This is a genomic window from Aeromonas sp. ASNIH2 (assembly GCF_002934795.1).
GTDB lineage: Bacteria > Pseudomonadota > Gammaproteobacteria > Enterobacterales > Aeromonadaceae > Aeromonas > Aeromonas caviae.
On sequence record NZ_CP026406.1, the window covers coordinates 2,345,001 to 2,360,149 of the forward strand.

The 15,149-nt window shown below is 60.7% G+C and carries 9 protein-coding genes, 1 tRNA gene and 3 rRNA genes (1 of these 13 only partly in view); 12 read left to right on the forward strand and 1 reads right to left on the reverse strand.

Annotated features, from left to right (window positions below):
• The 11 genes from C3F36_RS10995 to C3F36_RS11045 form a co-directional block, all read left to right on the forward strand.
• Positions 1 to 1,595: ribosomal RNA gene (locus tag C3F36_RS10995) — 23S ribosomal RNA — on the forward strand (it extends 1,294 nt beyond the left edge of the window).
• Positions 1,596 to 1,716: 121 nt separating this feature from the next.
• Positions 1,717 to 1,831 (forward strand): 5S ribosomal RNA (gene rrf / locus C3F36_RS11000).
• A 47-nt stretch (positions 1,832 to 1,878) separates the two neighbouring features.
• Positions 1,879 to 1,954, forward strand: a tRNA-Thr gene (locus C3F36_RS11005).
• Between the two features lie 22 nt (positions 1,955 to 1,976).
• Positions 1,977 to 2,091 (forward strand): 5S ribosomal RNA (rrf, locus tag C3F36_RS11010).
• 164 nt (positions 2,092 to 2,255) lie between these two features.
• Positions 2,256 to 3,221: a transcriptional regulator EbgR gene (gene ebgR, locus C3F36_RS11015; RefSeq protein ID WP_041214116.1), complete on the forward strand. Its 966-nt coding sequence runs from the start codon at positions 2,256 to 2,258 to the stop codon at positions 3,219 to 3,221.
• 321 nt (positions 3,222 to 3,542) lie between these two features.
• Positions 3,543 to 6,617, forward strand: coding sequence for a beta-galactosidase subunit alpha (ebgA, locus tag C3F36_RS11020; RefSeq protein ID WP_104455065.1), 3,075 nt, complete (start codon positions 3,543 to 3,545; stop codon positions 6,615 to 6,617).
• Positions 6,614 to 7,069, forward strand: coding sequence for a beta-galactosidase subunit beta (locus C3F36_RS11025; RefSeq protein ID WP_104455066.1), 456 nt, complete (start codon positions 6,614 to 6,616; stop codon positions 7,067 to 7,069). The genes ebgA and C3F36_RS11025 overlap by 4 nt, the downstream gene beginning before the upstream one ends.
• Before the next feature lie 102 nt (positions 7,070 to 7,171).
• The gene (locus tag C3F36_RS11030; protein WP_104455067.1) at positions 7,172 to 8,617 is read left to right on the forward strand and encodes an amino acid permease; all 1,446 of its coding nucleotides are present in this window, start codon (positions 7,172 to 7,174) and stop codon (positions 8,615 to 8,617) included.
• 76 nt (positions 8,618 to 8,693) lie between these two features.
• Positions 8,694 to 9,032, forward strand: a complete 339-nt coding sequence (locus C3F36_RS11035) for a tRNA-binding protein (protein WP_199769693.1) — start codon at positions 8,694 to 8,696, stop codon at positions 9,030 to 9,032.
• 166 nt (positions 9,033 to 9,198) lie between these two features.
• Positions 9,199 to 10,644, forward strand: a complete 1,446-nt coding sequence (locus tag C3F36_RS11040; RefSeq protein ID WP_104455069.1) for an amino acid permease — start codon at positions 9,199 to 9,201, stop codon at positions 10,642 to 10,644.
• Between the two features lie 295 nt (positions 10,645 to 10,939).
• Positions 10,940 to 11,911, forward strand: a complete 972-nt coding sequence (locus C3F36_RS11045) for a bile acid:sodium symporter family protein (protein WP_104455070.1) — start codon at positions 10,940 to 10,942, stop codon at positions 11,909 to 11,911.
• A gap of 57 nt (positions 11,912 to 11,968) precedes the next feature.
• On the opposite strand, the gene ovoA is transcribed toward C3F36_RS11045, so the two are convergent.
• The gene (gene ovoA / locus C3F36_RS11050) at positions 11,969 to 14,116 is read right to left on the reverse strand and encodes a 5-histidylcysteine sulfoxide synthase (protein ID WP_104455071.1); all 2,148 of its coding nucleotides are present in this window, start codon (positions 14,114 to 14,116) and stop codon (positions 11,969 to 11,971) included.
• A 298-nt stretch (positions 14,117 to 14,414) separates the two neighbouring features.
• On the opposite strand from ovoA, the gene C3F36_RS11055 reads away from it, so the two are divergent.
• A complete protein-coding gene (locus tag C3F36_RS11055; RefSeq protein WP_104452055.1) occupies positions 14,415 to 15,137 on the forward strand; it encodes a head GIN domain-containing protein in 723 nt (240 codons plus the stop codon).
• The last annotated feature ends 12 nt before the right edge of the window (positions 15,138 to 15,149 follow it).

Sequence of the window (15,149 nt, forward strand, 5' to 3'; positions counted from 1 at the left end):
GGGTTCCTGTCCAACGTTAATCGGGGCAGGGTGAGTCGACCCCTAAGGCGAGGCCGAAAGGCGTAGTCGATGGGAAGCAGGTTAATATTCCTGCACGACTTGTAATTGCGATGGGGGGACGGAGAAGGCTAGGTGGGCCAGGCGACGGTTGTCCTGGTGAAAGTGCGTAGGTGGTGTTTCTAGGCAAATCCGGAGACACAACACTGAGACACGAGACGAACGCACTACGGTGCGGAAGCCATTGATGCCCTGCTTCCAGGAAAAGCCTCTAAGCTTCAGATTACAAGTCATCGTACCCCAAACCGACACAGGTGGTCGGGTAGAGAATACCAAGGCGCTTGAGAGAACTCGGGTGAAGGAACTAGGCAAAATAGAACCGTAACTTCGGGAGAAGGTTCGCTCTTGATGGTGAAGTCCCTTGCGGATGGAGCTGTCGGGAGTCGCAGTGACCAGATGGCTGGGACTGTTTATCAAAAACACAGCACTCTGCAAACACGAAAGTGGACGTATAGGGTGTGACACCTGCCCGGTGCCGGAAGGTTAATTGATGGGGTTAGCGCAAGCGAAGCTCTTGATCGAAGCCCCGGTAAACGGCGGCCGTAACTATAACGGTCCTAAGGTAGCGAAATTCCTTGTCGGGTAAGTTCCGACCTGCACGAATGGTGTAACCATGGCCATGCTGTCTCCACCCGAGACTCAGTGAAATCGAATTCGCCGTGAAGATGCGGTGTACCCGCGGCTAGACGGAAAGACCCCGTGAACCTTTACTACAGCTTGGCACTGAACATTGAACCTACATGTGTAGGATAGGTGGGAGGCTTTGAAGGCGTGACGCCAGTTGCGCTGGAGCCGTCCTTGAAATACCACCCTTGTATGTTTGATGTTCTAACGCAGGGCCCTGAATCGGGCTCGCGGACAGTGCCTGGTGGGTAGTTTGACTGGGGCGGTCTCCTCCCAAAGAGTAACGGAGGAGCACGAAGGTTGGCTAATCCTGGTCGGACATCAGGAGGTTAGTGCAATGGCATAAGCCAGCTTAACTGCGAGACGGACAGGTCGAGCAGGTACGAAAGTAGGTCATAGTGATCCGGTGGTTCTGAATGGAAGGGCCATCGCTCAACGGATAAAAGGTACTCCGGGGATAACAGGCTGATACCGCCCAAGAGTTCATATCGACGGCGGTGTTTGGCACCTCGATGTCGGCTCATCACATCCTGGGGCTGAAGTCGGTCCCAAGGGTATGGCTGTTCGCCATTTAAAGTGGTACGCGAGCTGGGTTCAGAACGTCGTGAGACAGTTCGGTCCCTATCTGCCGTGGGCGTTGGATGATTGAAGGGAGTTGCTCCTAGTACGAGAGGACCGGAGTGAACGAACCTCTGGTGTTCGGGTTGTCACGCCAGTGGCACTGCCCGGTAGCTAAGTTCGGAATCGATAACCGCTGAAAGCATCTAAGCGGGAAGCGAGCCCTGAGATGAGTCATCCCTGACCCCTTGAGGGTCCTAAAGGGCCGTTGGAGACCACAACGTTGATAGGTGGGGTGTGTAAGCGTAGCGATACGTTGAGCTAACCCATACTAATTACCCGTGAGGCTTAACCATACAACACCCAAGAAGTGTTTCTGGCCTTGTAGCGAATGAGTGAACTACTTACAAATTCAGTGATAATGACAAGCAACTAGCAAAGTCGTTATTCACGTCAGCTTTCTGGATTAAGATTTTGCCTGGCGGCAATAGCGCAGTGGAACCACCTGACCCCATGCCGAACTCAGAAGTGAAACGCTGTAGCGCCGATGGTAGTGTGGCATTCGCCATGCGAGAGTAGGACACTGCCAGGCACCCAATTTTAGATTACGCATTGAGCGTGGTCTTTACCGGTTAGTGTGCTGATATGGCTCAGTCGGTAGAGCGCATCCTTGGTAAGGATGAGGTCCCCAGTTCGATTCTGGGTATCAGCACCATTTTCAAGCAGTACAGCTTTTGCCTGACGGCAATAGCGCCGTGGAACCACCTGATCCCATGCCGAACTCAGAAGTGAAACGCGGTAGCGCCGATGGTAGTGTGGCATTCGCCATGCGAGAGTAGGACACTGTCAGGCACCTATTCAGAAGAGGCCTCCCATGCGGGAGGCCTTTTTGCATTTCTGTCCTCCCGCCGCAATTCCCTGCTTCTATTTCAGTAAAAATGCTGGGCTATCAAGGGATTGCTCGTTACTCTTTAGCCGTTGCCCGATGAACACGTGATGCTGCCTGCGAGGTATTGATGGCTACGTTGAAGGAAATTGCACAGGAGGCGGGGGTATCGCTTGCTACCGTATCCCGTGTGCTGAACGAGGATCCCAGCCTGAGCGTCAAGGACGAGACCAGGCAGAAGATCTTCGAGATTGCCGAGCGGCTGGAGTACAAGACCAGCAGCGCCCGCAAAGGGGTGCACAAGAGCAAGCTGCAGCTCCTGGCTGTCTACGCCTATCCCCAGAGCACCGAGGTCAACGATCCCTATTACCTCGCCATCCGCTACGGCATCGAGACCCAGTGCACCCGCCTCAACATCGAGCTGGCCCACTGTTACAACGGTGCCGAGGGGCGTGAGCTCTCTGCCGTCGATGGCATCCTGGTCATCGGCCATCTGCCGGAAGAACGGCTGGCCGTGCTGCGCGGCCTGTCTGCCCAGCTGGTGTTCGTGGATTGCCGCTCCCAGGGGGATTTTGACTCGATTGACGTGGATCTGGCACTCATCAGCCAGCAGGTAGTGGACTTCTTCATCGCCGAGGGCCATCAGCGCATCGGCTATATCGGTGGCCAGGATGATGGCCCGGATCTGCGGGAACTCGCCTTTCGCGATTATGGCCAGCGGCTTGGCGTGGTACAGGAGAGCGATCTCTATCGCGGAGACTTCTCCAGCGCTTCCGGCTACAAGCTGGCGAAGGAGATGCTGGCCGGCGACTGGCCCAGGGCACTGTTTGTCGCCTCCGACTCCATCGCCATCGGTGTGTTGCGTGCCATTCACGAGAAGGGATTGGCGATTCCCCAGCAGATCGAGCTCATCAGCGTCAACGATATTCCGACCGCCAAGTTCACCTTTCCGCCGCTCTCCACGGTGCGGATCCACTCCGAGTTGATGGGCTCCCAGGGGGTCAATTTGCTGGTTGAGCGGCTGCGAGACGAGCGGGATATTCCACTCCGAGTGCTGGTACCGAGCAAGCTGACCCTGCGTGGCACCACTCGCTGATTTTAGTAAAATATTCTGCTTTTTAGTCGCGCCATCTTGCGGTGGTGCGACACCTCTCCCAAACAAACCTCTTTCCCATATCATCCAACAACTTCATATCATATTGTTTTATAGTTGATTTTATTGTAGCTCAGCCAGCTACTATCAACATCCATGCCACTCATCCATATCTTGCCCTCCTTTATCTCCCGCTTCTGATCTCGCTCACAAAACCATCTGTTCATTGTGATCAGGTTAAAACTTTACCAATCAAAAGCTGATATTTAGTAAATGTTTATCTAGAGTTTACCCAGTCAAAGTTGCCTTGTTCCGGGAGGACATGTGAATAACTGGGAAAACGTCCAATTCGTTGGTGAAAACAGGCTGGCCCCGCGCGCCTACTTCTTCTCTTATGCCGACCACGCGCTGGCGGCCACCATGCAGCGCGAGCTGAGCCGCCGTTTTCTGAGCCTTGGCGGCCAGTGGCAGTTCCACTACTTCGACCACCCCCTGCAGGTGCCGGAGGCCTTCTATCACAGCCCCATGAGCGAGTGGGGCCAGATCACCGTGCCCAACATGTGGCAGATGGAAGGACATGGTCAGCTGCAGTACACCGACGAAGGTTTTCCCTTCCCCATCGACGTGCCCTTCGTGCCGACCAACAACCCCACCGGCGCCTATCAGCGCAGCTTCACGCTGAGCCCGGCCTGGGACGGCGAGCAGGTGATCATCAAGTTTGACGGGGTGGAGACCTACTTCGAGGTCTATGTGAACGGCCACTATGTCGGCTTCAGCAAGGGGAGCCGTCTCACAGCCGAGTTCGATATCAGCGCCTACGCCAACATTGGCGAGAACCTGCTGTCAGTGCGGGTGATGCAGTGGGCTGACTCCACCTATATCGAAGATCAGGACATGTGGTGGATGGCGGGGATCTTCCGCGACGTCTATCTGGTGGGCAAACCGGCCGCCCATGTGCAGGACTTCTTCATCCGCACCGCGCTGGCGGATGACAATCAAAGTGCCACTCTGAGCTGCGATATACAGCTGGAGAATCTGGGGGCGGCTGCCTGTGATCACCGTCTGGTCTGGTCGCTGCTGGATCAGGGCCGCGAGATCGCCAGTGGCTCGCTCGACCATCTCGCCATCGACGGCAAGTGTGATTGCCGCTTCACGCTGGATCTGGCCACCCCCCATCTGTGGAGCGCCGAAGATCCTTACCTCTATCAGCTACAACTCTCCCTCTACAACGGTCAGGGCGAGCTGCTGGAAGTGATCCCGCAGCGAGTCGGGGTGCGTGAAATCAAGGTCAAGGATGGCCTCTTCTACGTCAACGGTCACTATCTCAAGTTGCACGGGGTGAACCGTCACGACAACGACCACCTCAAGAGCCGCGCGGTCGGCATGGACCGTGTTGAACGCGATATCGTGCTGATGAAGCTGCACAACCTCAACTCGGTGCGCACCGCCCACTACCCGAATGACCCGCGCTTCTACGAGCTGTGCGACCAGTACGGTTTGTTCGTGATGGCGGAGACCGATGTGGAGACCCACGGTTTTGCCAACGTCGGCGATCTCAGCCGCATCACCGACGACCCCTTCTGGGAGCCGGTGTTCGTGGATCGCATCGAGCGCCACGTGCACGCCCAGAAGAACCACCCCTCCATCATCATCTGGTCGCTCGGCAACGAGTCCGGCTACGGCTGCAACATCAGAGCCATGTACCAGCGCTGCAAGGCGATCGACCCGACCCGGCTGGTGCACTACGAAGAGGATCGCGATGCCGAGGTGGTGGACGTGGTGAGTACCATGTATTCCCGCGTCTCCCAGATGAACTGCTTTGGCGAGTTCCCGATGGCCAAGCCACGCATCCTCTGCGAATACGCCCACGCCATGGGCAACGGCCCGGGGGGCCTCAGCGAATACCAGCAGGTGTTCGACCGCCATCCCCACATTCAGGGTCACTACATCTGGGAGTGGTGCGATCACGGCATTCTGGATCAGGACGAGCAGGGCCGCCCCGTCTACAAGTACGGCGGCGACTACGGCGACTACCCCAACAACTACAACTTCTGCATGGATGGCCTCATCTATCCGGATCAGACCCCGGGGCCGGGGCTGCGCGAATACAAGCAGGTGATCTGCCCGGTCAAGGTGCGCGCCCTGGATCTGGCGAGCGGCAAGCTGGCGGTGGAAAACCGCTACTGGTTCTCCAATCTTGACGATATCCGCTTGCTGGTCGAAGTGAAGGCCGAGGGCGAGCTGCTGGCCAGCCAGCAAATCCGGCTGGAAGGGGTTTCCCCCGGAGCCACTACCGAGTTGCAACTCGAACTGCCATCCCTCGATGGGCGGGAAACCTTCGTCCAGCTGCGGGTCATCAAGGCCACAGCTACCCGTTACAGCGCGGCGGAGCACGAGCTGGGCCAGTACCAGTTCCAGCTGAAAGAGTCGACTCGCCAGCTGCAGCCCTTTGCCAATCCCAACGCCACCCCGTTGCAGATTGCCGACGAACGGCTTGACCTGACCTTGAGCGGTAGCGGCTTTGCCCTGCGCTTCTCGCGCCTCGACGGCAAGCTGGTGAGCTGGCAGCAGGATGGTATCGAGCTGATTGAGCGCTCGCCGCGCCTCACTTTCTTCAAGCCGATGATCGACAACCACAAGCAGGAGTACGAGAGCCTGTGGCACCCGAACCACCTGCAGATCATGCAGGAGCACTTCCGTACTCTGAGCTGGCGCCAGCTGGGTGAGGCGGTCGAGGTGACGGTCGAGAGTCTGATCGCGCCGCCGGTGTTCGACTTCGGCATGCGTTGCCGCTACGTCTACACCCTGAGCCCGAACGGCCAACTGCACGTGGCGCTGTCCGGTCAGCCCTACGGCGGCTATGACGACATCATCCCCAAGATCGGCTTCGAGCTGGGTATTCGTCAGGATCTCGACCGGGTGCACTACTACGGCATGGGGCCGGGCGAAAACTATCAGGACAGCCGCCAGAGCAACTGGATCGACAGCTTCCAGAGCACAGTCGGCGAGATGTGGGAGCACTACCCCTTCCCGCAGGACAACGGCAACCGCCAGCAGGTGCGCTGGGCGACCCTGACCAACCGCCACGGCGCCGGTCTCTACGTGCGACCCGATGCCCCCATCAATCTGAGCGTCTGGCCCTACAGCTGGGAGCATATCCACGCGGCGCAGCACATCAACGAGCTGGAACCGAGCGGTTATCTCACCCTCAATCTGGATCACAAGGTACTGGGGCTTGGATCCAACTCCTGGGGCTCCGAGGTGCTGGACTCCTGGCGGGTGCGCTTCGAGCCGTTCAGATTCGGCCTGACCCTGCTGCCCATCGCCCGTGGCAACCTCAATCCGGCTGCGCTGGCCGGGCTCGATCTCACCATCAACGGCGGGAGGAACCTCGCATGATCACCCTGGACAACCTGACCCTGTTCAAAAACATCTACCGGGAGGGCAAGAAGTGGGGCCGCTGCGTGGAGGCCATCAACAACCTGGCCAACCTCAAGCCCGGTATCTGCCACTCCATCGGTGACTCCCTCACCTACCGCTTGCAGGAGGGGGCCAGCCCGGCCACCTCGTTGTTCGAGGGGCAGCGCCGCTACTTCGACGTTCACTACTACCTGGAAGGGGAAGAGACGGTGGAGTGGGCAGCCAAGAGCGAGCTGGCGGTCGAGCAGGCCTATGACGACACCACAGACCGCGAGTGGCTGGCTGGCGAGGTGCGTGAGCGCCAGCAGGTGGGCAACGGGCAGGTGGTGATCTTCGAGAACGACGAGGCTTACCGGTTCGTAGGCGACAGCCCGGTGCGCAAGGTGATCATCAAGGTCACCGTCGAAGGCGGCTACTTCAAAAACAAATAACAAGCCGCCGGTTCTGCACTGACAAAAGCCGGAAGGGCGGGGCTCACCCTACACATCATGCCCCGCCCTTTCGCGAGATAACTACAGGTCTGGAGATGCACCATGTCTGATTCCAAACGCAATACGATAGGCAAGTTTGGTCTGCTGTCGCTCACCTTCGCGGCGGTATTCAGCTTCAACAACGTCATCAACAACAACATCGAAATCGGTCTGGCCTCCGCCCCGATGTTCTTTCTGGCCACCATTTTTTACTTCATTCCGTTTTGCCTGATCATTGCGGAGTTCGTGTCACTGAACAAAAACTCCGAAGCGGGCGTCTATGCCTGGGTGAAGAGCGCCCTCGGCGGTCGCTGGGCCTTTATCTCCGCCTACACCTACTGGTTCGTGAACCTCTTCTTCTTCACCTCGCTGCTGCCGCGGGTCATCGCCTACGCCTCCTATGCCTTCCTCGGCTACGAGTACATTCTCACCCCGGTGGCGACCACGGCATTGAGCATGGTGCTGTTCGCCTTTGCCACTTACGTCTCCACCAACGGCGCCAAGATGCTGGGCCCCATCACCTCGGTGACCTCGTCCCTGATGCTGCTGCTGACCCTCTCCTACATTCTGCTGGCGGGTGCGGCACTGGTGGGCGGCGTGCAGCCGGCCGACCCCATCACGGTAGAGGCCATGGTCCCCGATTTCAGCTGGGCCTTCCTCGGCATCACCACCTGGATCTTTATGGCAGCCGGTGGCGCCGAGTCGGTGGCGGTCTACGTCAATGACGTGAAAGGGGGCTCCAAATCCTTCGTGAAGGTGATCATCGTCGCCGGGATCTTTATCGGCGTGCTCTACTCCATCGCATCCCTGTTGATCAACGTGTTCGTCCACAGCGACACCCTGAAATATACCGGCGGCTCGGTGCAGGTGTTTGAAGGGCTGGCAGCCTACTTCGGCCTGCCGGAGATCCTGATGAACCGCTTCGTCGGGTTGGTCTCCTTCACCGCCATGTTCGGCTCCCTGCTGATGTGGACGGCGACCCCGGTGAAGATCTTCTTCTCCGAGATCCCGGCCGGCATCTTCGGCAAGAAGACGGTCGAGCTGAACGAGCACGGCGTGCCCGCCCGCGCAGCCTGGATCCAGTACCTTATCGTGCTGCCGCTGATGGTGATCCCGACTCTGGGCTCCAACACCGCGCAGGATCTGATGAACACCGTCATCAACATGACCGCTGCCGCCTCCATGCTGCCGCCGCTGTTCATCATGCTGGCCTACCTCAATCTGCGGCTGAAGCTCGACCACCTGCCTCGGGAGTTCAAGATGGGCTCGCGCACCACCGGCATCGCCGTGGTCTCGGTGCTGATCGTTCTCTTCTCGGTGGGCTTCCTCGCCTCCACCTTCCCGACCGGCGCCGACATCCTGACCATCATCTTCTACAACGTCGGCGGGATCGTGATTTTCCTCGGCTTCGCCTGGTGGAAGTACAACCGCTACGAAGCCTCCCTCAGCGCCGAAGCGCGTGCCAAAGAGGCCCAGCCGACGGCGCAGGTTGCCATGCAGACGTCATAGCCACGGCATTGAATCCCAATCAAACCGGGTGGCCGTTGGCCACCCGCAAACCGTTGAACCAGAGAAGGAAAAGAGCATGAGCGAGACGATCGAGTTTGCCGAATTCAAGCGGGTCGAGATGAAGGTGGGCAAGGTGCTGGAGGTGGTGCGCCACCCCGGGGCCAACAAACTCTACATCGTCCAGATCGACGTAGGGGGCGAGCGGCCGCTGCAGACCGTCACCAGTCTGGTGCCTTACTACAGCGAAGAGGAGCTGATGGGCAGCCAGGTGGTGGTACTGACCAACCTCAAGCCCACCAGGATGCGCGGTGAGCGTTCCGAGTGCATGTTGCTCTGCGCCGAGACCCCGGACGAGAGCCAGAGCGTGCTGTTGCAACCGCGGGTGCCGATGGCGCCGGGCACCCCGATCGTCTGAATGGTATTGCGAGCCGGTGCGGGAGACTGCACCGGTTCAGCAACGAGGCCGCCCACGCGGCCCGATCATAACAAGAGAGTAAAGGGCAGGGCCGACAGACCCTTGCCGAACACATCACAGAGTCACTGCGCTCCCCGCAGGGAGTGCGAGTCCACTGGAGGACACCATGTCTGAATCCGTACGCGGCACCATAGGCAAGTTTGCCCTGTTGTCGATGACCTTTGCCGCCGTGTTCAACGTGCGCAACATCGTCAACAACAACATCGAGCTGGGGCTCAGCTCCGCCCCCATCTTCCTGCTGGCGACCATCGTCTACTTCATTCCCTTCGTCTTCATCATCGCTGAGTTCGTCTCGGCCAACAAAAACTCCGAGTCGGGGATGTACGACTGGCTGAAAAAGCCGCTCGGCACCCGGATGGCCTATCTGGGCTCGTTTCTCTACTGGTTCGTGAACCTGTTCTGGTTTGTCTCCCTGCTGCCCAACGTCATCGCCTACGCCTCCTACGCCATGCTGGGCTATGAGTACAGCTTCTCGCCCATGGTCACCTCGATCATCTCCATCGTGCTGTTTGCGGCGGCGACCCACATCTCCACCAAGGGGGCGAGCTGGCTCGGCAAGATTGCCGAAATAGTGGCCTACGGGGTATTTGCCCTGTTCGCCATCTATGTACTGGGCGCCCTGATGGCTCTGAGTGGGGATCATGTGCCGGTCCAGCCCATCACGCTGGAGGCGATGACTCCCACCGTCAACTGGGCGACCCTCGGCATCATGTGCTGGATCTTCCAGGCGGCAGGCGGTGCCGAGACCGCAGCGGCCTACCTCAATGACGTGAAGGGCGGCCAGAAGTCCTTCATCAAGGTGATCATCAGCGCGGGTATCGTCATCGGTGCCATGTATGCGGTCGGTTCCCTCTTGGTGAACGTGTTCGTGCCGCGCGAGAGCCTCACCTATGCCGGCGGCATGGTGGAGATCTTCACCGGCATGGCGCAGTATTTCGGGCTCTCCGAGGCGCTGGTGGGCCGCTTCGTCGGCGTGGTGCTGTTTATCGCCATGTTCGGCTCCATGATGATGTGGACCTCGGCGCCGGTGAAGATCCACTTCTCCGAGATCCCCCAGGGGGTGTACGGCGAGAAGACCACCCAGCTCAACGAGCACGGGGTGCCGGTGCGCGCCGCCTGGTGGCAGTTTGTCTTCGTGTTCGCGATGCTGGTGGTCAACGGTTTCGGCTCCGAGTCGGTGCAGCAGATGATGAACACCGCCATCAACCTCACCGCCGGTACCGCCATGTTGCCGCCGATCTTCATCATGGTGGCCTACTTCGTGTTCCGCTGGAAACATGACGACACCCCCCGCGACTTCCGCATGGGGTCGCGCACCTTCGGGATGGCGGTGGTGTCGGTGCTGATCGCCATCTTCGTGGTGAGCATGAGCGCCTCCGCCTTCCCGGCCGGGGTGGATCTGGTGCGCGCCTTCTTCATCAACGTCTTCATGACCGCGGTCTTCTCGGCGCTGGCCTACTGGTGGATCTCCCGCTTCGAGAAGCGCCAGGCCCGCAAGTCAGGTGGCAACGAGAAGAAAGCGGGCAGCGACACCCTGGCCAGCCAGCGCTGATCGGCTGGGTGAGAAAGCGGAACGGGCGGCCTTGGTCGCCCGTTTTTTTATCCATTTTTAGTCGTTTGGGAGCTGTCAGGGCCGTTTTATCGTCTACTTTTGCTACTCGATATGGCGAAGGCGTTAAGCATTGATGAACAATTATTCGCCGCTCAACTTTGCGCCTCTCCGTTATCGGGGTAAGCTGGAGGTTCGTTTTAGCGGGAGGTGCCAGACATCTCCCGCTCTGTTTCTTGTCCTCCCCAATCCTGACTGCTGCCATGGCTGCAGGATGCCCTTCTGATGGAGACCTTTCGTGCGTCTGGATCCCTTTACTGTTGTGCTGATTGCGGTGGTCACCCTGGCCTCCCTCTTTCCCTGCGAGGGGCAGGTAGCCGTCTGGTTCGGTCTGCTGACCAAGCTGGCGGTGGCGCTCTTGTTCTTCATGCATGGCGCCAAGCTGTCGCGCCAGAACCTGCTGGCAGGCCTCGGCCACTGGCGGCTCCATCTGGTGGTGATGCTCAGCACCTTCGTGCTGTTTCCGCTGCTGGGGCTGCTGCTCACGCCACTGGTACCGGGCTGGCTGAGCCCGGCTATCTACCTCGGCTTCCTCTATCTCTGCGCTTTGCCAGCCACCGTGCAGTCGGCCATTGCCTTCACCTCGATGGCGGGAGGCAATGTGTCGGCGGCGGTGTGCAGCGCTTCGGCCTCCAGCATCCTCGGCATCTTCCTCTCGCCGGTGCTGGTGGGGCTGATGATCAATGTGCAGGGGGAGGGGGTCGATACCTGGCACTCCATTCAGGCCATCATGGTGCAGCTGATGCTGCCCTTCGTGGTGGGGCACCTGTCACGCCCCCTCATCGGTCGCTGGGTTGACAGCCACCGGCCACTCATCGGCAAGCTGGACCAGAGCTCCATCCTGCTGGTGGTCTATGTGGCCTTCAGCGAGGCGGTGGTGCAGGGGATCTGGCACCAGGTCGGCTGGTACGATCTGGCGAGTATCGTGCTGCTGAGCTGCGTGCTGCTGGCGCTGGTGCTGGGGTGGAACGTCTGGATCAGCCGTCGCCTCGGTTTCAACAGGGCGGACGAGATCACCATCGTCTTCTGCGGCTCCAAGAAGAGCCTGGCCAACGGGGTGCCCATGGCCAACGTCATGTTCCCCGCCGCCAGCGTCGGGGTGATGGTGCTGCCCCTGATGATCTTCCACCAGATCCAGCTGATGGTGTGCGCCGTGCTGGCCCGCCGCTACCGCGAGCAGGAGGCCCTGCCCCAGGTTCAGGAGGGGTAAGCGGTCCGGATAAAGAAGAGGGAGGCCATGGGCCTCCCTCTTTCGTTTGCCGCGTCGTCAGCGTTTGCGCCAGACGGTGAGCTGGGCCACCGTGTGCTGGTACTTGCGGGCGGTCTCGCGGATGACGAAGGGGACGTCCCTCGGGGGCATGTGCTCCTCGAACTCCTCCGCCAGCAGCCGTTGCAGCGCCTGATAGGTGCCGAGGGCCTCGCCGTTTTCCCGGATGCCGCCGAGCCAGTTGGCCTTGGGGGTGTAGTCGGTCAGCCAGGTGTAGGGGCTGGTGAGCACCAGCAGGCCGCCGCTGCGAAGGCGCGGCGCAATGTCCCGCAGGAAGCGGGCGGGCTCCCGCAGTCGGTCGATCAGGTTGGAGGCGAGCACCAGGTCGTAGTCGCCGTACCTGGGCTTGAGGTTGCAGGCATCCCCCTGGCTGAAGTGGACCCGCTCGCTCTGCTCGCGACCAAGCTCGTGGCGGGAGAGGCGCGCCTCGCAATATTCCACCAGATCCCCTTCCACCGGCACCGCATAGCGGAAGCTGTCCTGTCTTGCCAGGGTCAGGGCCACGTCGATGAAGCGGGCCGAGTAGTCCACCCCGTCCACGTGGGCGAAGCGGCGAGCCAGTTCGAAGCTGGCGCGGCCGGTGGCGCAGCCGATATCCAGCGCCCGCTCATGGCGGCCGCAGAGCTCGCTGGCAAGACCGGCCAGAGCCTCGGCGTAGTTGGCGACCCCGAAGTGGCTCGGGCCGTACTGGAAGTCGAGGTACTGAGCGACGAGCGTGTCGGTTTCATAAGGATTCACGATGACGGGCTCCTGATGGCGTGAGACCAGGTAGCGGAAGCCCGCGTGCTGGAAGAAGTGGCGACGGAAGGCGTAGCGGGAGGACTTGAGCGCCTCGTTGCCGGTGCTGATCCAGCTCCCGCCCTTGATGAGGGTGTGCTTGCCGTCGAAGGTGGGGGTGGAGAAGTCGTCGTAGAGGGGGTGCACCTTGAACCCCTCGAAGCCGTCGATGGCGGTGCTGGTCCACTGCCAGACGTTGCCCACCAGATCGAAGAAGCTGCCCTGGGGGCAGGCATCCACCGGGCAGGAGGAGGCGAAGCGTGCCAGGTTGATGTTGCCGGGGGCCTCCATCCAGTCCGGCTGATCGCCGGCCAGTTGCTCCCGCAGCAGCATCCACTCCCCCTCGCTTGGCAACTGGACGGGCAGGCCGGTCTGATCCGCCTTCCAGCGGCAGAAGGCGGCGGCCTCCAGCTGGTTCACCTCCACCGGCCAGTCCCAGGGCATGGGGACCTGCTCGGTCATCAGCCGCAGTTGCAACTGCTCGGGTTCATTGGGATCGCCGACCCAGAAGGTGGGCATGCGGGCGTTGGCATACTGGCGCCAGCCCCGGCCCTCGTCGTCCCACCAGGCGGGCGCTTCATATCCGCCCGCCTGCACGAAGGCCAGGTATTCGGCGTTGCTCACCAGCATGCGGCTGGCCTGGAAGGGGGCCAGCTCGATGTGGCGCTCGCCGTATTCGTTGTCCCAGCCGTAGGTGGCATCCCGTTTGCCGAGACGCACCTGGCCGCCGGCCACCGGCAGCAGGGTGTTGACGGGGACGGCGGCGAGATCGTGGCGCGCCTCGGGGCAGACCGGCCACTGGGGCTGGCTGCGCACCCAGGCCAGGGGCAGCTGGCGGATCAGCACGCTGGAGGTCTCGAGGTGGATGCGCTCGTGCTCTATGCCCATCAGGATGACCCAGGCCGGGCTTTGCCAATGGATGGGCAGCTCGATCGGCATTCGCTCGATGAAATCACACACCAGATCCCGCACCCGGCCGCGGTAGGCGCGCAGTTCGGCCACAGTGGGCCAGTCGTAGTGGGTTTCGTCCAGATCGTCCCAGCTCATCTCGTCCACCCCGATGGCGACCAGGGCCTCGATGCGGGGGTCGATCCGACCCTCGATGAGACGGGCCGCCAGCAGCTTGTTGACGAAGAAGGCGGCGGTATGGCCGTAGTAGAAGATGAGCGGGTGGCGTAGGGGGATCGCCTTGTTGAACCAGGCCCGCTCGTCGGCCAGGCAGTCGAACAGCGAGTCGTAGAGATCGAAGGTCTGGCAGAAGTAGGCGAGGAGCTCGCGGCGCTTGTGGTCGGGATCGTCGCCGGTCAGCAGCGGGGTGCGGGTGGGGGCAGGCAGGCCCGGATGAACGAATGAGTGGCTGGCTTGGGTCACGCTCTGACTCCTTGTTGATTCTGGCGGGTGAAGCAGCGATGGAGTGCTCTATACGCACCAGGTATCACTATTGGCTCAACGAACCGGGGCGGCAACCAAAAAAATGGGTCAACGCCCTCCTTCGGGTGTGGTCAGATTGACCAGATTGTGGTCTGAATGACTCTTTGTTATGGACCCTTCGAGCCTCGAAATATTGAAATGGATAGATAAATCATGATGTTAGCCATATGGCACAGGGTTTGCTGATTGCCACTCACCTGCCGCGCCGTGCGGCAAAGAGGAAACGAGGAGTAGCGGGATGAAATGGATGCTGGGAGTGGTGCTGGCCCTGGGACTGACCGGATGCAGCTGGCAGGATGACGTCAAGGTGCGCGGGGAGGGGGCCGTGGTGGAGCAGCAGCATCCCCTTGGGCATGCGGTGACCCGGGTGTTGGCGGGCGTGCCCGCCAACCTGTACCTGGTGGCGGGAGAGAGCCACACCCTCAAGGTCAAGGGGGAGGCCAACCTGCTGCCCTATCTGGTACTCACCGAGAAGGGGGAGAAGCTGGAGATCGAGGTCAAGGATGGCTACCGGCTCGACCCCACCCAGCCGCTGGAGATCACCATCACCCTGCCGACGCTGCACGAGTTGGCACTGGCGGGGGTTGGCAACGGCGCCTTGCGCGACTTCAAGGGGGATGATCTGGTGCTCTCCCTGGCGGGCACGGGGGACATCGTCGCCAGCGGGCTGACGCTGGATCGGCTGGAGGGCAACATCGCCGGGCTGGGCAACCTGGATCTGGGGCAGGGCTCCGCCCGGGTGATGACGCTGAACATTGCCGGCGCTGGTGGCGTCAAGGGGGCCGGGCTCACCAGCGAGGAGGTCGAGGTGAGCATCGCCGGTAGTGGCGAGGTCGAGGTGCGGGCCCAGTCGCAGCTCAAGATAGAGATCGCCGGTGCCGGTGCGGTCAACTACTGGGGCAGCCCAGCGCTGACCAGCGAGATCGCGGGTTCGGGTCAGGTGAGCCGGTTGGGGAGCTGATCCCATCACCGC